This window comes from Salinihabitans flavidus (assembly GCF_900110425.1).
In the GTDB taxonomy this organism is placed as follows: domain Bacteria; phylum Pseudomonadota; class Alphaproteobacteria; order Rhodobacterales; family Rhodobacteraceae; genus Salinihabitans; species Salinihabitans flavidus.
In genome coordinates this window covers 1-20,593 of the sequence record NZ_FODS01000030.1, presented here as the reverse complement: position 1 = coordinate 20,593, position 20,593 = coordinate 1, and the positions used below count along the sequence as shown (strand labels likewise).

Annotated in this window: 18 protein-coding genes; 11 read left to right on the top strand and 7 right to left on the bottom strand. The window is 60.7% G+C overall.

What is annotated here, in order from left to right; all coding sequences use genetic code 11:
• Window position 1 precedes the first annotated feature (1 nt).
• From BMW66_RS17225 to BMW66_RS17185, 9 genes are all read left to right on the top strand, one after another.
• Complete coding sequence (locus BMW66_RS17225) at window positions 2-1,315, top strand: replication-associated recombination protein A (RefSeq protein WP_093120270.1); 1,314 nt, start codon at window positions 2-4, stop codon at window positions 1,313-1,315.
• A 47-nt stretch (window positions 1,316-1,362) separates the two neighbouring features.
• Window positions 1,363-1,737 carry a fluoride efflux transporter CrcB gene (crcB, locus tag BMW66_RS17220; RefSeq protein WP_093120312.1) on the top strand — a complete coding sequence of 125 codons (375 nt, stop codon included), beginning with the start codon at window positions 1,363-1,365 and terminating at the stop codon, window positions 1,735-1,737.
• A complete protein-coding gene (locus tag BMW66_RS17215) occupies window positions 1,737-2,783 on the top strand; it encodes an RluA family pseudouridine synthase (RefSeq protein ID WP_093120269.1) in 1,047 nt (348 codons plus the stop codon). Before crcB ends, BMW66_RS17215 begins: the two co-directional genes overlap by 1 nt.
• Window positions 2,780-3,460, top strand: a complete 681-nt coding sequence (locus BMW66_RS17210; protein WP_093120267.1) for an HAD-IA family hydrolase — start codon at window positions 2,780-2,782, stop codon at window positions 3,458-3,460. Before BMW66_RS17215 ends, BMW66_RS17210 begins: the two co-directional genes overlap by 4 nt.
• Window positions 3,457-4,170: an ATP12 family chaperone protein gene (locus BMW66_RS17205; protein WP_093120266.1), complete on the top strand. Its 714-nt coding sequence runs from the start codon at window positions 3,457-3,459 to the stop codon at window positions 4,168-4,170. The genes BMW66_RS17210 and BMW66_RS17205 overlap by 4 nt, the downstream gene beginning before the upstream one ends.
• Window positions 4,171-4,369: 199 nt before the next feature.
• On the top strand, window positions 4,370-5,386 hold the full coding sequence (locus BMW66_RS17200) for an amino acid ABC transporter substrate-binding protein (RefSeq protein ID WP_093120265.1): 1,017 nt from the start codon (window positions 4,370-4,372) through the stop codon (window positions 5,384-5,386).
• A 137-nt stretch (window positions 5,387-5,523) separates the two neighbouring features.
• Window positions 5,524-6,789: an amino acid ABC transporter permease gene (locus tag BMW66_RS17195; RefSeq protein ID WP_093120264.1), complete on the top strand. Its 1,266-nt coding sequence runs from the start codon at window positions 5,524-5,526 to the stop codon at window positions 6,787-6,789.
• Between the two features lies 1 nt (window position 6,790).
• Entirely contained in the window at window positions 6,791-8,101 is a 1,311-nt protein-coding gene (locus tag BMW66_RS17190) for an amino acid ABC transporter permease (protein WP_093120263.1), read from the top strand.
• Window positions 8,102-8,116: 15 nt separating this feature from the next.
• A complete protein-coding gene (locus BMW66_RS17185; protein WP_093120261.1) occupies window positions 8,117-8,908 on the top strand; it encodes an amino acid ABC transporter ATP-binding protein in 792 nt (263 codons plus the stop codon).
• Between the two features lie 64 nt (window positions 8,909-8,972).
• Here BMW66_RS17185 and BMW66_RS17180 read toward each other — a convergent pair whose 3' ends face one another.
• The 6 genes from BMW66_RS17180 to ttcA all read right to left on the bottom strand — a co-directional run bounded on the left by BMW66_RS17180 (window position 8,973) and on the right by ttcA (window position 15,639).
• Window positions 8,973-9,461 (bottom strand): SixA phosphatase family protein, encoded by a 489-nt coding sequence (locus tag BMW66_RS17180; RefSeq protein ID WP_093120260.1) that lies wholly within the window; start codon window positions 9,459-9,461, stop codon window positions 8,973-8,975.
• Between the two features lie 111 nt (window positions 9,462-9,572).
• Window positions 9,573-10,436: an acetylglutamate kinase gene (gene argB, locus BMW66_RS17175; protein WP_093120258.1), complete on the bottom strand. Its 864-nt coding sequence runs from the start codon at window positions 10,434-10,436 to the stop codon at window positions 9,573-9,575.
• A 66-nt stretch (window positions 10,437-10,502) separates the two neighbouring features.
• Window positions 10,503-11,159, bottom strand: coding sequence for a ribosome biogenesis GTP-binding protein YihA/YsxC (gene yihA, locus BMW66_RS17170; protein ID WP_093120257.1), 657 nt, complete (start codon window positions 11,157-11,159; stop codon window positions 10,503-10,505).
• 28 nt (window positions 11,160-11,187) lie between these two features.
• Complete coding sequence (gene yidC / locus BMW66_RS17165) at window positions 11,188-13,020, bottom strand: membrane protein insertase YidC (RefSeq protein WP_093120255.1); 1,833 nt, start codon at window positions 13,018-13,020, stop codon at window positions 11,188-11,190.
• A gap of 122 nt (window positions 13,021-13,142) precedes the next feature.
• Window positions 13,143-14,636 carry a putative bifunctional diguanylate cyclase/phosphodiesterase gene (locus tag BMW66_RS17160; RefSeq protein WP_245729531.1) on the bottom strand — a complete coding sequence of 498 codons (1,494 nt, stop codon included), beginning with the start codon at window positions 14,634-14,636 and terminating at the stop codon, window positions 13,143-13,145.
• Window positions 14,637-14,769: 133 nt separating this feature from the next.
• Window positions 14,770-15,639, bottom strand: coding sequence for a tRNA 2-thiocytidine(32) synthetase TtcA (ttcA, locus tag BMW66_RS17155; RefSeq protein ID WP_093120254.1), 870 nt, complete (start codon window positions 15,637-15,639; stop codon window positions 14,770-14,772).
• 123 nt (window positions 15,640-15,762) lie between these two features.
• Between ttcA and BMW66_RS17150 the strand changes: the two genes are divergently transcribed.
• Window positions 15,763-16,509: a glycosyltransferase family 25 protein gene (locus BMW66_RS17150; RefSeq protein WP_093120252.1), complete on the top strand. Its 747-nt coding sequence runs from the start codon at window positions 15,763-15,765 to the stop codon at window positions 16,507-16,509.
• Window positions 16,510-16,751: 242 nt separating this feature from the next.
• On the opposite strand, the gene BMW66_RS17145 is transcribed toward BMW66_RS17150, so the two are convergent.
• Window positions 16,752-20,195 (bottom strand): pyruvate carboxylase, encoded by a 3,444-nt coding sequence (locus BMW66_RS17145; protein ID WP_093120251.1) that lies wholly within the window; start codon window positions 20,193-20,195, stop codon window positions 16,752-16,754.
• Window positions 20,196-20,319: 124 nt separating this feature from the next.
• Between BMW66_RS17145 and BMW66_RS17140 the strand changes: the two genes are divergently transcribed.
• The coding region (locus tag BMW66_RS17140) for a transposase (RefSeq protein WP_139196216.1) at window positions 20,320-20,593 on the top strand (274 nt) is incomplete at its 3' end.

The following is a 20,593-nucleotide window of genomic DNA, read 5'->3' as shown; positions in this document are numbered from 1 at the left end:
CATGGCGGACCTGTTCGAGACCCCTGACACCCCCTCCGAAAGCAATGCGCCGCGCCCTCTGGCGGATCGACTTCGGCCCAGAACCCTGTCCGAGGTGATTGGCCAGGATCAAGTTCTGGGGCCGGATGGGCCGCTTGGTGTCATGCTCAGTTCCGGGGCCTTGTCGTCGCTTGTGTTTTGGGGGCCGCCCGGCGTGGGAAAGACCACGATCGCGCGCCTGCTCGCCCATGAAACCGATCTTCATTTCGTGCAGATCAGCGCGATTTTTACCGGCGTGCCTGAACTGCGCAAGGTGTTCGAAGCCGCCAAGCATCGCCGCGCGAACGGGCAGGGCACGCTTCTGTTCGTCGATGAGATTCACCGTTTCAACAAGGCGCAGCAGGACGGTTTTCTTCCGCATATGGAGGATGGAACGATCCTGCTTGTCGGGGCGACCACCGAAAACCCGTCGTTTGAACTCAATGCCGCGCTTCTGAGCCGGGCGCAGGTGCTCGTTCTCAAGCGCCTGACTCTCGCCGATCTCGAATTGCTGACCCAACGGGCCGAACAGGAACTGGGCCGCAGCCTGCCACTTGATGGTGACGCGCGCGAGGCGCTGTTGGAAATGGCCGACGGGGACGGCCGGGCCATTCTGAACCTCGTCGAACAGGTGGCCGCCTGGAAGGTGGAGGGCAAGCTCGATACCAAGGCGCTCAGCATGCGGCTCATGCGGAGGGCGGCGCAATATGACAAGTCGGGCGATGCGCACTACAACCTGATCTCGGCGCTGCACAAATCGGTGCGCGGATCGGACCCGGATGCCGCGCTCTACTGGTTCGCGCGGATGCTGGAGAGCGGGGAAGATCCCCGCTATCTCGCCCGGCGGATCACCCGCATGGCGGTCGAGGATATCGGCCTTGCCGATCCGCAGGCGCAGGCGGTCTGCTTGCAGGGCTGGGAGACCTACGAACGGCTCGGCTCTCCAGAGGGGGAGCTGGCATTGGCGCAGGCGCTTGTCTACCTTGCCCTCGCGCCGAAATCGAACGCGGCCTACACCGCCTATAAAGGGGCTGTGCAGTCCGCGCGCAAGACCGGGTCGGAGCCGCCCCCCAAACATATCCTGAACGCGCCCACGCGGCTCATGGCGGAGCAGGGGTATGGCAAGGGATACGCCTATGATCACGACGCCGAGGACGGGTTTTCGGGACAGAATTACTTTCCCGAGACGATGAAACGCCCGGTGCTTTACGTGCCGGTGGAGCGAGGCTTCGAACGCGAGTTGAAGAAGCGGCTGGATTATTTCACGCGGCTCAGGATCAAACGCACGGATGGGTGAACGCCACCTTGCTTGACAATCGCGCCAACCCGCGCGACAGACCGCGCATGGTGGTCAATCTTATTTCCGTGGCGTTCGGTGGGACGCTTGGCGCATGCCTGCGATATCTTGCAGGCATAGGAATCATGCGATTTTTCGGCCCGGGCTTTCCGGTTGGAATGATTGTCGTGAATATCGTCGGCTCATTTCTGATGGGTGTTTTCGTGGTGGTTGCGGCGCAACGGAACCTGACCCACCTGAGTCCGCTGGTGATGACGGGATTGCTCGGGGGGTTCACGACGTTTTCCGCCTTCTCTCTGGAAACCGTGACGCTGTTTCAGCGTGGTCAGATCGGCGGGGCGGCGACCTATGTCGTGATATCCGTGTTCGGATCTCTGGCAGCCATTCTGATCGGCATGTGGGCCGCACGCGGGGTATTGTGATGAGCGGTGTTCAGACCATCAAGGTCGCGACAGAGGATGCAGGCCAACGGCTTGACCGCTGGTTGCGCCGGATGTTTCCGCAAGTGCCACAGGGCCGGATCGAGAAGATGTGCCGCAAGGGCGAATGCCGTGTGGACGGCGGGCGCGTGAAGGCCGCGACGCGGCTGGAGGCCGGGCAGTTGGTGCGCATTCCGCCACTGCCGGAACCGGGTATCGTGCCGGTGAACAAGCCCGAGCCGCAAGTTTCCGATGCTGATGACCGAATGATCCGCGAATGCGTGATTTTTCGTGATGACCACATCATTGCGCTCAACAAGCCTCCCGGCCTTGCGACACAGGGTGGAAGCAAACAGAGCCGCCATGTCGACGGGCTGTCCGAAGCCTTGCGTTTCGGACTGGCGGAAAAACCGCGGCTGGTGCATCGCCTCGACAAGGACACATCGGGCGTTCTGATCCTGGCGCGCACCCGCGCGGCGGCGAGCGGGATGACCGCCGCCATCCGGCACCGGCAGACGCGCAAGATCTACTGGGCGGCGGTGGCCGGAGTGCCGTTGCCAATGCGCGGGGTGATCAAATACGCGCTGGTCAAGGCGCCCGGGCACGGAAGCCGGGGCGAGGGGGAGAAGATGATCTGCCTGCACCCCAAGGACACCGGCACCACCCCCGGCGCCAAACGGGCCGAGACCGACTACACCGTTCTGACTCGGGCGGGCGGACGCACATCCTGGGTCGCGCTGGAGCCCATCACCGGGCGCACGCATCAGCTTCGTGCGCATATGGCAGAGATCGGGCACCCGATCATCGGGGATGGCAAGTATGGAGGCTCCGGGCAGGAGAACCTCGGCGATGGCTGGGGCGCACAGCTTGGTGGTGATATGTCCAGAAAGCTGCATCTGCACGCACGCATGATGCGTTTCGAACACCCTGTCACGGGTAAAAGTACAACGATTGTTGCCCCTCTCCCGGAGCATATGCAGCAGACCTGGGATACATTCCAGTGGCACGCCGACGACGTGCCGGAAGACCCCTTCGAGGAGGACGCATGAGCGATCTGCGCCTCGTGGTTTTCGATGTCGATGGCACCCTTGTGGACAGTCAGGGCGACATTCTGGCGGCAATGGGCATGGCCTTTGGCGGTCTGGGTCTGCCCGTTCCGGCGCGCGAGACGGTGCTGGGGATCGTGGGTCTTTCGCTTGATGCGGCGATGCCGAGATTGGCGCTCCACGCGGATGGAAGTGTCCATGCGCGTCTGGCCGAAGGCTATAAGACCTCCTATATGCAGTTGCGTGCCGAGGCGGGGGTGGAACGGTCCTCGCCTCTCTACCCGGGTGCGCGGGATGCCCTTGAGCGCCTCGCGGCGCGGCCCGAGGTGATTCTCGGTGTGGCGACGGGCAAATCGCAACGCGGTCTGGACAAACTGCTCGAGGGGCACGGGCTTGAACGGATGTTCCTGACGCGGCAGGTCGCCGATCACCATCCGTCCAAACCGCACCCTTCCATGCTTCTGGCCGCCATGGCGGAGGTCGGGGCAACGCCGGAGCAAACGGTCATGATCGGTGACACCTCCTACGACATGGAAATGGCGCGCGCGGCAGGCATTCCGGCGATCGGGGTGAGCTGGGGGTACCATGACAGGACGGAATTGACAGCAGCCCACAGCGTCATCGATGCCTTCGAGGCACTTGATGCGGCGCTTGCGGATGTGTTGAGAGTCGGCGCATGAGTGGCTGGAAGAACAGACGATTCTGGAAGGATGTCGCTGTCGTTGAAGAGGGCGACGCGTTTGGTGTGGCGCTTGACGGGCGCAGCCTCAGGACCCCGGCGAAGGCCCCGCTTCTGGTGCCGACACGCGCCATGGCCGAGGCGATTGCCGCAGAATGGCAAGCACAGTCCGACGAGGTCGATCCGCGCACCATGCCCGTGACCCGGTCCGCCAATGCCGCAATCGACAAGGTGGCACCGCAGAAGGCAGAGGTGGCGGAGATGATTGCGGACTACGGGGGCTGCGATCTGCTGTGCTATCGTGCCGAGTCGCCCGAGGCTCTGTGCCGTCGTCAGGCCGAAGCGTGGGACCCCCTGCTTGACTGGGCAGATCGGGCAATGGGAGCCCGGCTGCACGCTGTGGCAGGTGTCATGTTTCAACCTCAGGAGGCCGCCGCGCTTCGTGCGCTGTCAGCGCCTGTCCACGAAATGACCGCTTTTGAACTCGCGGCTTTTCACGACCTTGTAAGCCTGTCGGGATCTCTCGTTATCGGGTTTGCCTCCATTCATCGGCTGCACCCGCTTGATGCGCTTTGGGAGATGTCGCGTATCGACGAGCGCTGGCAGGAGGAACAATGGGGGCGTGATGAAGAGGCGCAGGCCGTGGCAGAAGCGCGGCGCGCGGCCTTTCATAGTGCCGGAACCGTTTATTGCCTTGTGAATGATTTATAACGTATTTCAAATGTTTAACGCAAAAAACAGGCACCGTTGGGGCGATCATTCACAAACGTGATCCCGGTCTTGACGTTTTGCGATGAATCCGACCAAACTGATCAACACTGAAGGGTATAGCCCTTTCCGGTCCCAAACACTGACCCGAGGAGGTCGGGTGATGTCACCCGCAAGGGTGGATAAACAGGAAGAGGTAAAGATGAAAAAATCTGTAATTCTGGGCGCACTGTCCGTTGCTGGCCTTTCGGCTGGCGCTGCTGCGGCGGCGACGCTTGACGATGTGAAGGCGCGGGGGCAACTGAACTGCGGTGTGTCCACTGGTCTGTCGGGTTTCTCGGCTCCTGATGCCGACGGTGAATGGCAAGGTTTCGACGTGGCTGTCTGCCGCGCGGTGGCGGCCGCCGTTCTGGATGATCCCATGGCTGTCGAGTTTGTGCCGACCACGGGCAAGACGCGCTTTACCGCGCTGGCGTCGGGCGAGGTCGACATGCTGGCCCGCAACACCACATGGACGCTGTCCCGCGATGTCGATCTGAAGTTCGAATTCACCGGCGTCAACTATTATGACGGTCAGGGCTTCATGGTTCCCAAGTCTCTGGGGGTCAGCTCTGCCAAGGAACTGTCCGGCGCGACTGTCTGCATTCAGACCGGCACAACGACCGAACTTAATCTCGCGGATTATTTCCGCAAGAACGACATGGACTATGAGCCGGTTCCGATCGAAACAAACGCCGAGGCGCAACAGCAGTATCTTGCGGGCGCCTGTGACGTTTACACCACCGACGCCTCCGGTCTGGCAGCGACACGCGCCAGCTTTGAAAACGCGGGCGATCACGTGATTCTTCCCGAGATCATTTCGAAGGAGCCGCTTGGCCCGCTCGTTCGTCACGGTGACAATGAATGGGGCGATGTTGTGCGCTGGACGCTCAACGCGCTGATCGCGGCGGAAGAAATGGGTATCAATTCCGACAATCTCGCAGAGATGGCGGAAGGCACTGAGAACCCTGAAGTCAACCGCCTGCTTGGCACCGAAGGTAACTTGGGTGAGATGCTCGGGCTCGATTCTGACTGGGCCCAGCGTGCGATCATGGCCGGTGGCAACTATGGTGAGCTTTTTGAAAAGCACATCGGCGAGCAGACCCCGATCGGTCTTGCGCGCGGGTTGAACGCGCAGTGGACCGACGGTGGCCTGCTCTACGCACCACCATTCCGGTAAAATACAAAACGCAAGGGCGCGGGGGAAACTCCGCGCCCTTTGTGTAAGAAGACAACGCTTGAGAAAGCAACCAAAAATCGGCCGATGGCGCCTGCGCCAATAAAAATCAACTGGCCGAACAACGGGGAACATCCCAGATGACAAGTCTCACCGACCCTCCGAAGGAGTCGTTTCGGCTATCCATGCTGATTTACGACACCCGGTATCGTTCGATGACGATTCAGATCGTCGCCTTGATCGGGTTTCTGATCCTGGTTGGCTGGTTGATCAGCAATACCGCGCAGAACCTTGTCGATCTTGGCAAGGAACCCAGTTTTGGTTTTCTGAGTGAACCTGCCGGCTATGACATCAATCAACGTCTGATCGAATACAACTCTCAGAGCTCTCATTTCCGGGCAGCCATTGTCGGCCTGCTGAACACCTTACTGGTCGCGGCATTGGGGTGTGCCACGGCGACAGTTATCGGGGTGGTGATCGGCGTGTTGCGGCTTTCAAAGAACTGGCTCGTCGCGCGTATCATGACGGTTTATGTGGAAATGTTCCGCAATGTGCCGCTGCTGCTGTGGATCGTTTTCATCATGGCAATCGTGATCGAAACCCTGCCACAACCACGGGATTTCCGCGGCGAGAATCCGGCCGCGTCCATGCTGCTTGGCGATAGTGTGGCGCTGACCGGACGTGGTTTTTACATTCCGGCGATCGAATTCACCAACAGCGTTACGGCCACTGGCGCCGAAGAGGTCGACGCCGTGGTCGGGGGATCACTCGACTGGCTGATCGTATTTGCGGTTCTGGCCATCAGCATTTTCGCTATTCGGCGCGTGCGCCGACGCGCTGACAGGATTCAGGAGGCGACAGGCCTTCGTCCAACAACCTGGTATCTTCAGCTTGGTTTGCTGATTGTGCCAGTTGGCATCGTGTTCATTCTACTCGGGGCGCAACTCGAATACCCGGCGCTTCGCGGCTTCAATTTTGCCGGCGGCATCTACATGCGCAATTCGTTGATTGCCTTGTGGCTGGCCCTGTCGCTCTATACCTCGGCTTTCGTGGCAGAAATCGTGCGGTCCGGCATCATGGCGGTCAGCGGCGGGCAGACCGAGGCTGCCGCAGCACTTGGCCTTCGCCCTCGACGCGTCATGAATCTGGTGGTTCTGCCGCAGGCCCTTCGGGTGATCATTCCGCCGCTCATTTCGCAGTACCTCAACCTGACCAAGAACAGCTCTCTGGCTATCGCGGTGGGGTATATGGACCTGACGGGCACCTTGATGGGGATCACCCTGAACCAGACCGGGCGCGAGCTTGAGACCGTCATGTTGGGCATGCTGATCTATCTGATGATCAGTCTTATGATCTCTGCGGTAATGAACTGGTACAACAACCGCGTAAAACTGGTGGAGCGGTGACATGAGCAACCTTTCATTTGTTCGAACAGAGATGCTGCCCGAACGGGAGCCGCCGTTGACCGAGGTGGGCGTGATCGGGTGGATGCGCGAAAATCTCTTCTCGGGGTGGTTCAACAGCATTCTGACGGTTCTTTCAGTGCTGTTCATCTATTATGTGCTGTCCGGCATCCTGCCGTGGCTCATTTCGCCGACATGGAATGCAGGATCCCTCAGGGAATGCCGCGAAATTCTCGTGGCGGTGGGATCTGTTGGGGAGCATGGCGCAAGCGGTGCCTGCTGGGGCGTGATACGCGAGCGCTGGATACAACTGTTCTTCGGGTTCTATCCATCGCAGTTCTATTGGCGGCCCATCATGGCATTCGTGCTTCTGGCCGTGGCCCTTGCCCCGGTCCTGTTTGCGGACAAGGTTCCGACAAGGCTTCTCTACTTCTCGGCGGTTTATCCGTTCCTGTTTCCCTGGCTTCTTTGGGGCGGGTCGATTTGGGGGCCACTGGGGGCTGCCGCGGGATTTGTCATCGGCTATTTCGTCTATAAATCGGTGGAGGTCCGCGTGAACAGCCTTGCGGGCATCATCGCGGGGGCCGTTACCGCCCTGATCTGGTGGCTGGTCCTGTTCAGCCCGATCACATCATGGCTTGCCAACCTCATCCCTCTTGGGCTCGAGGGCGTGAGAAGCCGTGACTTCGGGGGCATGATGCTGTCACTGACGATCGGTGTTGTGGCGATCGGGATGTCTCTTCCACTTGGGATCGTGCTTGCACTGGGGCGCAAATCCGATCTTCTGATCGTCAAATCGCTCTGTGTCGGTTTTATCGAGTTCATTCGGGGCGTGCCGCTGATCACGCTGTTGTTCGTCGCCTCGACCCTGCTCAATATCTTCATGCCGCCGGGGACGAACTTCGATATCATCCTTCGCGTGATCATCATGGCGACACTCTTTGCCTCCGCCTATATGGCCGAGGTCATTCGCGGCGGTCTTGCCGCGTTGCCGAAGGGACAATATGAGGGGGCGGACAGCCTTGGCCTGAACTACTGGCAGGCACAGCGGCTGATCATCATGCCGCAGGCGCTGAAGATCTCGATTCCGGGCATCGTCTCGACGTTTATCGGGCTGTTCAAGGACACGACGCTCGTGTCCATCATCGGTCTGCTCGATCCGCTCGGTCTGTCCAACGCGATCCGGGCGGATTCGAACTGGAACGGCATCGTGTGGGAGCTTTACGGCTTCATCGCGCTGATGTTCTTCGTCTTCTGCTTCGGAATGTCCCGTTATTCCATGTACCTGGAGCGCAAGCTTCAGACCGGCCATTGATAAGGAGATCATGCTATGTCTGATCTTGCCACTGAACGTGAAATCGACCGTTCCAAGATGCAGGTCTCGGATGAGATCGCGATTGAAATCTCCAACATGAACAAATGGTTCGGGGCCTTTCATGTGCTTCGAGACATTGACCTGACGGTTTACAACGGTGAGCGAATCGTCATCGCAGGGCCGTCCGGGTCGGGCAAATCCACGCTGATCCGCTGTCTCAACGCGCTGGAGGAACACCAGCAGGGCCGGATCGTGGTGGATGGAACGGTGCTTTCGAACGATCTCAAGAACATCGACAAGATCCGGTCCGAGGTCGGAATGGTGTTTCAGCATTTCAACCTGTTCCCGCATCTGACGATTCTGGAAAACTGCACACTGGCGCCGATCTGGGTGCGCAAGACGCCCAAGCGCGAGGCCGAGGAAATCGCGATGCATTTCCTTGAAAAGGTGAAGATCCCCGAACAGGCCGACAAGTATCCCGGACAGCTTTCGGGTGGGCAGCAGCAGCGGGTGGCCATCGCCCGCTCGCTCTGCATGAAGCCGCGGATCATGCTGTTTGACGAGCCGACATCGGCGCTCGACCCGGAGATGATCAAGGAGGTGCTCGACACGATGATCGAGCTTGCCGAAGAGGGTATGACGATGCTTTGCGTGACGCATGAGATGGGCTTTGCCCGTCAGGTCGCGAACCGCGTCATCTTCATGGATCAGGGCCAGATCGTGGAGCAGAACGAACCCGAAGAGTTCTTCAACAACCCCAGAAGCGAGCGGACAAAACTGTTCCTGAGCCAGATCCTCGGACACTGAGACCGCGAAATCTCACAACTCGGAAACGCCCCGGCCACCCTGCGGGGCGTTTCCATGACGCAGTTCAGAGAAGGTCGCGCGGAACCGTGAAAACCACAATATGGCCGGTGCCGACGGCAACCCTGTTCCAACTGGACAAGTCGAACCCGATCACCGCCGTGGCGCCCGTGGGATAGTCGTCAAAGCGGTCGTGTGCGGGCGGGGATGTCACCAGACGCCCGGCAAACGCCCCGATCCCGGGATTGTGGCCGATCATCATCACGCACCGGCCCTCGGCCTGTTTCAGGCAGGCCAGCATCTCCTCCGGCTCGGCGTGGAAGAGCTCCCCCCGCAGTTCCGGCACGACATCGAGCCCCAGCCGCGTGCAGGTTTCCACGGTGCGGCGGGATGTGGAGCACAGGATCTGATCGGGAAGATGGCCCGCCATTCGAAGCCAGTTGCCGATCGCGTCCGCCGATTTGCGTCCGCGCGCATTCAGGGGGCGGTCGTGATCCGGCCCCGAAGTCTTCCAGCTTGACTTGGCATGGCGTAGCAGAATGAGGCGACGTGTCATGGTAGCAGAATGGCCTCTCGTTCAGCGGGATCAAGGTACCATTTTTCATGCGGACCTTGCGACCACCCTGTCATGGGCAGGTTTTCACCCAAGAGTACTATACGCCGGTGTTCAGTCCGCACGGATGAGCGAGCCGGCGCCATGCTCTGTGAAAAGCTCCAGGAGGCAAGCATTTGGCGCTCGCCCATCCAGGATAACCACGGCGCGCACGCCGTCTTCGATCGCCCGGAGTGCCGTTTCGGTCTTGGGGATCATTCCACCTGCAATTGTGCCGTCGGCAATCAGATCGCGAATCTGATGGGCCGTCAGTTCGGTGATAACGTCGCCTTCGGGAGACATCACGCCGGCGACATCGGTCAGCAGCAGCAGGCGATCTGCCTTGAGCGCGCCGGCTATGGCCCCCGCTGCCGTGTCTCCATTGACGTTGAACGTTTCACCCGCGTGGCCTGCGCCAAGCGGTGCGATCACCGGAATGACGTTGTGCCCAAAGAGATTGTACAAGATGTCGGGATTCAATTCCGCCGGTGTGCCGACGAACCCGAGGTCGGGATTGGTCTGATCGCAGATCATCAGATCCGCATCTTTTCCCGAAAGACCGACCGCTTTGCCACCTTGCCGGTTGATTGCCTGAACAATTCGCTTGTTCACCAGCCCAGAGAGTACCATCTCGACCACTTCGACTGTTGCGCGATCTGTGACGCGCTTGCCGTCGACGAAACTGGAGGGGATGTCGAGCTTGTCGAGCATCGCGTTGATCATCGGGCCGCCACCATGCACGATGACCGGGTTCACGCCGACCTGCTGCATCAGAACGACATCGCGGGCGAAATCCTCCATCGCGTCGTCGCTGCCCATGGCATGACCACCAAGCTTGATCACGACAGTTGCGCCCGTATAGCGTTGGAGGTAAGGCAGCGCTTGTGACAGTGTGCGGGCGGTGGCGATCCAGTCGCGGTTCATGTCTTGCTTCTTCATCTGCTGATCCCTCGTCAGAGGGTTATCCCGAATGGCGTGCCGCCGTGCAAGCCTTACCTGCGCTGGCTATTCCAGCTTTGCGATGATGGCGCGGAGCGTTGCGATCCCTCCGCCCTTCTCCGAAGATGTGACCACGATCTCCGGGTAGGCGGCGGGATGTTTTGCGAGCTTGTCGCGCACCTGTGAAAGAACCTTGTCCTGCTCCTGCGCCTTGATCTTGTCGGCCTTGGTCATCACGACCTGAAAGGTCACGGCGGAGTTGTCGAGCAGGGACAAAATCTCCTCATCGACTTTCTTGATTCCGTGGCGCATGTCGATCAGCACGAAGGCCCGGCGCAACGATGCGCGGCCAGAGAGATACTGTTTGAGCAACCGCTGCCACTTTTCGACCACGGGTAGGGGAGCATTGGCAAACCCGTAGCCGGGAAGGTCCACAAGATAATGGCTCTCAGCAAGGGAGAAGTAGTTGATTTCCTGCGTACGACCGGGCGTGTTGGAAGCGCGTGCAAGCCCCTTGCGACCCGTCAATGCGTTGATCAAACTGGATTTTCCCACATTCGAACGCCCGGCAAAGCAAACCTCCATCCGGTCCGCGGGTGGTAGGCCGGACATGGCGACCACCCCTTTCAGGAAGTCACTGTTATTCCCGGCGAACAGTTTGCGTCCGGCCTCATGGTCTGCTTCGTCCGGCTCTTGCGCCAGGGGGAAGGGCAGTTGCTCCATCAGGTGGTCGCCCCTTGGTCAGAGACCATCATTCATCCGCCTTGGATTTGCGCTTGAACCCGCGTTTGATATTGCCGAAGACATCGGGTTTGTAGCCCTGGATGCGCATGATTCCGTACTGTTGAATGAAGGTGATCGTGTTGTTGCTGATCCAGTAGAGCACAAGTCCGCTGGCGAACGTGCCAAGCATGAACATGAACACCCAAGGCATCCAGGCAAAGATCATCTTCTGAGTCGGGTCTGTGGGCGCCGGGTTGAGTTTCTGCTGAAGCCACATTGAAACACCAAGGAGGATCGGCAGAACACCAAGAGAGAAGATGAATAGGATCGAATTCGGGTCCGGCGTGCCCCAGGGCATGAGACCAAAGAGATTCAGGATCGAGGACGGGTCGGGGGCTGACAGGTCATTGATCCAGCCGATCCAGGGGGCGTGGCGCAGCTCCAGCGTGACGAAGATCACCTTGTAGAGCGAGAAGAAGATCGGGATCTGCAACAGGATCGGCAAACAGCCAGAGGCGGGGTTCACCTTTTCCTTCTTGTAGAGCTCCATCATGGATTGCTGAAGTTTCTGGCGGTCGTCACCAGCCTCTTCCTTGATCTTCTCCATCTGGGGCTGAAGTTCCTTCATCTTCGCCATTGATACGTAGGATTTATACGCCAGCGGAAAGAGAATGGCCTTGATCAGAAGGGTCAGCCCGATAATTGACCACCCCATGCTGCCCGAGAGGCCGATGCCAACGAGCGCCTTGTTGATCCAGTGCAACACCGCGAAGATCGGCTTGGTCAGGAAGAAGAACCAACCCCAGTCGATGCTGTCGAGAAAGCGTGCGACATTGCCTTCGTTCTGGTAGTTGCGGATCGTCTCCCATTCCTTTGCGCCGGCGAAAAGCTGACTGCTGGCGGTCGTTTGCTCACCAGGGGCGAGGGTTCGGGTCGGCAAGTCCGTTCTGGTCTGGTAGATGTCGCGCTGTTCATCGTATTTGGTGACTTGTGCGAATGGGGTGTTCGCGGCCGGGATAAGGGTTGTCATCCAGTAGTGGTCGGTGAAACCGATCCACCCGTTTTCAGAGACCTGGGTATTTTCGGCGCGCGCGCCTTCGCGCTGATCGAAGCTGAAATCCGTGATGTCGTCATAGTCGATTTCAGTCAATTCCCCATCTGCCATGCCGACGACACCCTCATGCAGAATGAAGAAATTCATCATGTCGTCGGGTTCGCCATGCCGGGCAAGAAGGCCATAAGGTCTTAGCGAAACAGTGCCTGCGCCGGTATTTTCCACCGTTTGATGGATGGAGAACATGTAGTTCTCATCCACAGAGACCTCTCGCCTGAAAACCAATCCCTCGCCGTTGTCCCAGCGCAGGGTTATCGGGGAGGTTTCCGTCAGGGTGTCGCCACTTTCGAGCGACCAGACGGTATTCGCGCCGGGCACGGCCTCGAACGACAGACCTGACCCGGGGGCCCAGCCATAAAGCGCATAATAGGCTCCCGCTTCCCCGCGTGGCGACAAGAGGGTTACGGTCGGGGAGTCAGGCTCAATCGTTTCGCGGTAGTCCTTGAGGTCAAGATCGTCGATCCGCCCGCCCATGAGGGAGATCGACCCTGACAGTCGCGCGGTGGAAATGTCGACGCGCGGCGCATCGGCGGCGGTTTGCGCGCTGTCCGTGCCGGTTTCGGTGGGGCTCTCCGTGGGGGATGCGGGAACATCGGCCACGGGCGGGGTGCCATCCTCAACGTTCGCAACCGGGGCATTGGGGTCTTCTGCCGGTTGCTCAGGTGGCGGGAACATGACGAACCAGACCAGAATCACCACGAAACTGAGAACGGTCGCGAGGATGAGATTTCTGTTCTGATCGTCCATTGCCGGGGGCCACCTTCCGTTGAAACGTGTGGGCCGTTCAACAGAGGTCACGCCCAAAGGTCAAGCGGAATCCGGGCCGTTCCATCCTCTGTGAGGCCCGGTTTGAGCCTTTGTTCTCCGGGTCAGCTGATCCTGTGCCGAATTGCGGGTGTCTCTGCCAGCATGGCATTGTGTCGCGTCACCCAGTCGATGGTCTTTTCGAATGGCATCGGCCGGGCGATACTGAACCCCTGAACGTGGGCGCAGCCAAGCTGCGCGAGCATCGTGTGCTCCCCCCGTGTCTCAACCCCCTCCGCCAGTGTTTCGAGACCGAGCTGTTCGGCCATGGTTACGATAGCGGCAATCATCTGCTGCTGTTCGGGATCCTGGTCGACATTCATGATAAAAGAGCGGTCTATCTTGAGCCGGGACACTGCATAGCGGCGAATGGAGGAGATCGAGGCATGGCCGGTGCCGAAATCGTCCAGGTCGATCTTGCAACCGAGTCGGGACAACCCGTTGATATTGTGCGTGACGGCGTCATCGGCAGAGCTTGAAATCACGGTCTCCAGCACTTCTATGGCGAGCCGATCGGGCGCGAGGTCGTTTCGGTCGAGCTCCCAACGGATACGGTCAGTCAGGGCAGGGTCGCGCAGTTCGTCCCCCGCGAAATTCACACCGACATTCGGCACACCGAGGCCAGCGGCATCCCATGCCTTGAGCGCGGTGAGCGCCTGTGTGGTCATGACTTCGGCCAGTTTGACAAGCTGTCCTGACAGATGCAGGGATTCCAGAAAGTCGATGGGGGGTATGATTCCGCGTTCGGGGTGCTCCCATCGCGCCAGAGCCTCAAATCCTGTCACGCGGCCGGTATCGGTGGAAATCTGTGGCTGAAACCATGCGCGAACCTCGCCGTTTTGCAGGGCATTGAGCGCCTCGTCATGCAGATCCCGTCGGGCGGCAGCGGCTTGGCAAAGATCCGTGGAATAGGCACGGATTGCACCCGGGCCGCAGCGTCGCGCCTCCGCCAGCGCCAGTTCCGCGGCCCGCAGCAACCCCTTGGAGGTTCTGTCTGGCGCCCTTGACGCCAGACAGAAGCCAACAGAGCAGGAGGTGATGTCATCGGTGTCGTCAAGGCTCATCGGCTCTTCCACCGCAGCCTGAAGGCGCGATGCCAGTTGAATGCAGGTCTCAAGATCGAGTTTCCGAACCGGCTTGAGGAAGATGGCGAATTGTCCGTCACCTGTGCGCGCGAAGAGATCACCGGCGCGCAACCGTCCGCCGACCCGGTGGATCGCTTGCCGCATGAGCGATTCAACCGCTTCATCGCCAAACCGATCTCGGAGATGCGAGAAATTGTCGAACTGGATGAAAAGACAAACAGTATTCTGCCCGTCCCGTGTCATTCGGCGCAGACTTCGGGTGATGTTTCGGGGCAGCGCGGCTGGAAGAAGAAGACCGACCGGATAGTCGTCATCGTCTCCCTGTTCGACGCCGCGGCCATTCAGCCCGGACAGCAGAAGAAAGAGAAACGGGGAGGTCATCGCGACCACCATGAGCCATCTTTCCCCGCCCTGAGAATAGGCGGTCAGCATGATCACAGGCAATACGATCGGCAGAACCCTGTCGCGGAGCACAGCAGGAGAGAGGCGCCGGAGCAAGATCGAAATCGGGAATTTTACAGGGCGCATCGGCATTGCGCAAAGGATCCTTGGTCAGGGAAATGAACGCATGACCAAGGCAGGTTAGCCGCCAGCACTGAGTCGCGAGTTAACGCAACCTGGGGATGTCGTCGCCATTTACATCAAATTCGATCTTTCCCCGTTCAAGGCCGGCAAAATCGAAGAGTTTCGGATCGAGCAGGTGGCTCGGCCGGGTATTCATCAAGGCACGGAACATGACCTGACGTCGCCCCGGGCTGTTTCTCTCCCAGCCGTCGAGGATCTGCTTGACCTGTTGGCGTTGCAGTCCATCCTGGCTACCGCAGAGGTCGCAGGGAATGATGGGGTAGTCCATGGAGCGGGCAAATTTTTCGCAATCGGCTTCGGCCACATGGGCAAGGGGACGGTAGACGAAAAGATCCCCCTCTTCATTTACAAGCTTGGGTGGCATGGTGGCCAGCCGTCCGCCGTGAAAGAGGTTCATGAAAAAGGTCTCCAGGATGTCGTCGCGGTGATGGCCCAGAACCACCGCACTGCACCCCTCCTCGCGGGCAACACGATAGAGATGGCCGCGCCTCAGACGCGAGCAGAGCGCGCAGAACGTGCGCCCTTCCGGCACCTTGTCGGTCACGACGGAATAGGTGTCCCGAAACACGATCCTGTGCGAAACCCCCATCTTTTCAAGGAACTCCGGAAGGACTGTGGCGGGAAACCCGGGCTGCCCCTGATCGAGGTTGCAGGCCAGCAGTTCGACCGGCAACAGGCCGCGCCATTGCAATTCATGCAGCACCGCCAGCAAGGTGTAGCTGTCCTTGCCCCCTGACAGGCAGACCAGCCAGCGCGCGCCGCGTTCGATCATGCCATATTGCTCGATGGCCTCGCGGGTCTGACGCACGATGCGCTTGCGCAGCTTGCGAAACCCGGTGGTGTTCGGGGCGCCGTGGAAGAGCGGGTGAATCTCGCCTGAGCTATCCTTCATGCGCTGGATATGCCAGTTTCGGCAGTGGGGGGAAAGGGATCAAACGCTGTGGGCGGGGCTTTACAGTCTGGCGGCTCATGGACTCTACTCCGAACCGGAATTTGCCAGAGCCAGGAACTCGTCATGCCCGACCGAACCGCCGCGCGAGAGGCGCTTCACTCCGTCTTTGATCGGATCTATGTGATCAACCTGCCGGAGCGCTCCGACCGTCGCGCGGAGCTTGAGCGGCAGTTTCGGCATGTTGATCTTTCCCTTCAGGATCAGTTTGTTACCGTCTTTCCAGCGGTCCGGCCTGACACGCCGGGGAATTTCCCCGAGGTCGGGATCAGGGGCTGTTTCGAGAGTCATCTGGGTATTCTGGAACAGGCGGTCGGAAGCGGGGCGCGGCATGTTCTGATCATGGAGGATGACGCCGATTTCTCCGCCGATTTCGGTGAACGCTTCCCTCTCATGGCTGCGAAACTGCAAGAGCGCGAGTGGGATGTGTTCTTTGGTCACCGCAACGAGACCTATCACGCAAAGGCCCCTCAAGGGGATGCCACACTCGACGACATCGCGCCTGACGATGGAATCCGGCTCACGCATTTTATTGCGCTTTCTCAACGGGCTGCGCGGTTGGCCGTGCCTTATTTGCGGGGTGTTGCGAGCCGGCCCCATGATCACCCGGACGGCGGTGCGATGCATGTGGATGCGGCCTATAACTGGTTCCGCAGGACGCACCCCGAGCTTGTCACGCTGGCTCCGCACTATCCCGTGGCGGTTCAGAGGCCATCGCGCAGCGACATTCACCGGGGCAAGTGGTTCGACCGGATTGAGCCTTTGCGGCCGGTCGTTTCCGCGTTGCGGCGGCTCAAATCCGCCCTGAGATAGCGAATCAGGGTTAACGCTCTGAAATCGTGGAAAAACCCGTTTCGGTATCACGTCGGTATAACGTCGGTATTGCGTCGGTGCCGCCGCCCGTGATCGTGCCTTCGGCGGCATGATGAACGTGGCGCGCGTTGCATGTCCGGGCATTCCGGCCGCAGAGCAACGGACAGAGCTTTTGCCTCATCTTCTCGGGCCAAATACCACGGGGGTTTGGGGGGCAGCGCCCCCCATCACCTGCCGCGCGTCTATTCCAGCTCCACCAGCAGATCCTTGGCGTCGATCTGGGCGCCGGGCTGGACATGCACCGCCTTGACCGTGGCGGCGCGCTCGGCGTGGATACCGGTTTCCATCTTCATCGCTTCGATGGTCAGGAGCAGATCGCCCTCCTTGACGGTCTGGCCGGCGCTGGCGCTGACCGAGGCGACGACGCCGGGCATCGGCGCGCCCACATGATCGGGGTTCGCGGCCTCGGCCTTTGGGCGCTTTGCGGCCTGGGACTTGACCAGCCGGTTGGGCACGCGGGTCACGCGCGGCTGGCCGTTGAGTTCGAAGAACACCTTCACCTCGCCATCCTCGGCGGTCTCTCCGATGGCTTGCAGGCGGATTTCCAGTGTCTTGCCGGGGTCGATCTCGGCGGTGATCTCCTCGCCCGGCTCCATGCCATAGAAGAAGGTGCGCGTGGGCAGGGTGCGCACCGGGCCATAGAGACGATGGCGCCCCATGTAATCCATGAACACCTTGGGATACATCAGGTATCCGTTGAGATCCTCGTTGTCGATCTTGAAGCCTTCCAGCTCTTCGATGACCTGCGCGCGCACGGCGTCGAGATCGACGGGGTCGAGGTGCTTGCCGGGGCGTTCGGTATTGGGCGCCTCGCCCTTGAGGACCTTTTTGACGATCTTGCCGGGAAAGCCGCCGGGGGGCTGACCGAGATTGCCGCGCATCATGTCGATGACCGACTCCGGGAAGGCCACATCCACATCGGGGTCTTCGACCTCTTCGCGGGTCAGGCCCTGACTGACCATCATCAGCGCCATGTCGCCGACCACTTTCGACGATGGCGTGACCTTCACGATGTCGCCGAACATCCGGTTCACGTCCGAATAGGTCTGCGCGACCTCGTGCCAGCGGTCCTCCAGCCCCATGGAGCGGGCCTGCGCCTTGAGGTTGGTGAACTGCCCGCCGGGCATTTCGTGCAGATACACCTCTGACGCGGGGGCCTGAAGCCCGGATTCGAAGGCGGCGTATTGTCCGCGCACCGCCTCCCAGTAGTTGGAAATCTCGCGCACGGCGGTGATGTCGAGATCGCTTTCGCGGTCGGTCTGGCGCAGCGATTCCATGATGGTGCCGAGCGTCGGCTGCGAGGTGTTGCCGGAAAAGGCGTCCATCGCGGCATCGACGCAATCCACCCCGGCCTTCGCGGCCTCCAGCACCGTCGCGATCGCCGCGCCGGAGGTGTCGTGGGTGTGGAAATGGATGGGCAGATCCACCGCATCCTTCAGCGCGGGAAACAGCACCGCCGCCGTGGGTGCCTTCATCAGCCCGGCCATGTCCTTGATGCCGAGCACATGCGCGCCCGCCGCCTCAAGCTCCCGCGCCATCTTCACGTAATAGGCGATGTCGTATTTGGCGCGCGCGGGATCGAGCGCATCGCCGGTATAGCAGATCGTGCCCTCGCAGATCTTGCCGGACGCCTGCACCGCGTCCATCGCCACGCGCATGTTCTCCACCCAGTTCAGGCTGTCGAAGACGCGGAACACGTCGATTCCGGTTTCGGCCGACTGGCGGACGAACTCCTGCACGACGTTGTCGGGATAATTGGTGTAGCCCACCCCGTTTGAGGCGCGCAGAAGCATCTGCGTGAGCAGGTTGGGCATGGCCGCGCGCAGATCGCGCAGGCGCTGCCACGGGCATTCCTGCAAGAAGCGGTAGGCGACATCGAAGGTCGCCCCGCCCCAGCATTCGACGCTGAACAGTTGCGGCAGGTTGGCGGCATAGGCCGGCGCCACCCTGATCATGTCAACCGAGCGCATCCGCGTGGCCAGAAGCGACTGATGCCCGTCGCGCATGGTGGTGTCGGTGAACAGAAGCTGCCTTTGCGCCTTCATCCAGTCGGCGACTGCCTTGGGCCCCTTGTCATCGAGCAGGGTTTTCGTGCCCGGCGGGGGGGTGTCCACGCGCCGGGCGGGGGCGCGTGCCGGTTTGAGATCGGGGTGCGGGCGCGGGCGGTCCTGTGTCTCGGGGTGCCCGTTGACGGTGATGTCGGCGATATAGGTGAGCACCTTGGTGCCCCGGTCGCGGCGCTTGTTGAAGTGAAACAGCTCCGGCGTGCTGTCGATGAAGGTCGTTGTATACTGATTGCTCAGGAAGGTCGGGTGCTTGAGCAGGTTCTCGACGAAGGCGATATTGGTGCTGACGCCCCGGATGCGGAATTCGCGCAGGGCGCGGTCCATCCGGGCAATCGCGGCCTCGGGCGTCTGCGCGTGGGCCGTGACCTTCACCAGCAGCGAATCGTAGTAGCGCGTGATCACCCCGCCCGCATAGGCGGTCCCGCCATCGAGGCGGATACCCATGCCGGTGGCCGAGCGATAGGCGGTGATGCGCCCGTAATCGGGGATGAAATTGTTCTGTGGGTCCTCGGTGGTGATCCGGGTCTGAAGCGCGTGGCCGTGGAGCGTGATGTGATCCTGATCGGGCTTGCCGGTCGCCTCGGCGATGGTCTTGCCTTCGGCGATCTTGATCTGGGCCTGCACGATGTCGATCCCGGTCACCTCCTCGGTGACGGTGTGTTCGACCTGCACACGGGGGTTCACCTCGATGAAATAGAACTGGCTGGTGTCCATATCCATCAGAAACTCGACGGTGCCGGCGCATTCGTAGTTCACGTGCTTGCAGATCCGGGCGCCCAGCTCGCAGATCTCTTCGCGCTGCAATTCGGTGAGATAGGGGGCGGGCGCGCGTTCCACGACCTTCTGGTTGCGGCGCTGCACGGAGCAGTCGCGCTCAAACAGGTGATAGATCTGCCCGTGCCGGTCCCCGAGGATCTGCACCTCGACGTGGCGGGCGCGGGTGATCATCTTCTCAAGGTAGCCCTCGCCGTTGCCGAAGGCGGCCTCGGCCTCGCGGCGGCCCTCGCGGACCTTTTCCTCAAGCTCTTCGGGGCCCGTGATGGGGCGCATCCCGCGCCCGCCGCCGCCCCAGCTCGCCTTGAGCATGAGCGGATAGCCGACCTCCTGCGCGGCGCGGCGGATGGCGTCCATGTCCTCGCCCAGCACCTCGGTGGCGGGGATGACCGGCACGCCGGCCTCGATGGCGACGCGGCGGGCGCTGGCCTTGTCGCCTAGGGCGCGCATGGTGTCAGCCTTCGGGCCGATGAAGGCGATGCCCGCGGCTGTGCAGGCATCGACGAAATCGGGGTTTTCAGACAGCAGGCCATAGCCGGGGTGGATCGCGTCCGCGCCGCTTTCGCGGGCGACGCGGATGATGTCGTCAATCGACAGATAGGCCGCGACGGGGCCGAGCCCTTCGCCGACGCGGTAGGCCTCATCGGCCTTGAAGCGGTGCAGGCTCAGTTTGTCCTCTTCTGCGAAGATGGCGACCGTGCGCTTGCCAAGCTCATTGGCGGCGCGCATGACGCGAATCGCGATCTCTCCGCGATTGGCAATGAGGATCTTCTGAAATTCGGGCATTCGCTGGCCTCCCCCTGTTGGCGCCTGTCGATTGCGTATCGGTCTAAGAGCCCGATTTGAAACTAATTGAGTGAGTTCAGCAGGTTGTGCTTCTGTTCGGTTGCAAAGCTGAACGGAGATCACGATGGCCTGGACCGAACTCACTCGCCGCCAGCATGCCCGAGCGGGTGGCAAATACGCAAGCGATTTGACAGACCCCGAATGGGCACTGATCGCGCCTTTCATGCCCGCACCCAAGACCACGGGCAGACCCCGCACGACAAGCTTGCGCGACGTGTTCGACGCGATCCTCTACATGGCGACGACCGGGTGCCAGTGGCGGATGCTGCCGAATGACTTTCCGCCGGTTTCGACGGTGCGGGGCTATTTCTATGCTTGGCGCAATGACGGTTTTCTCG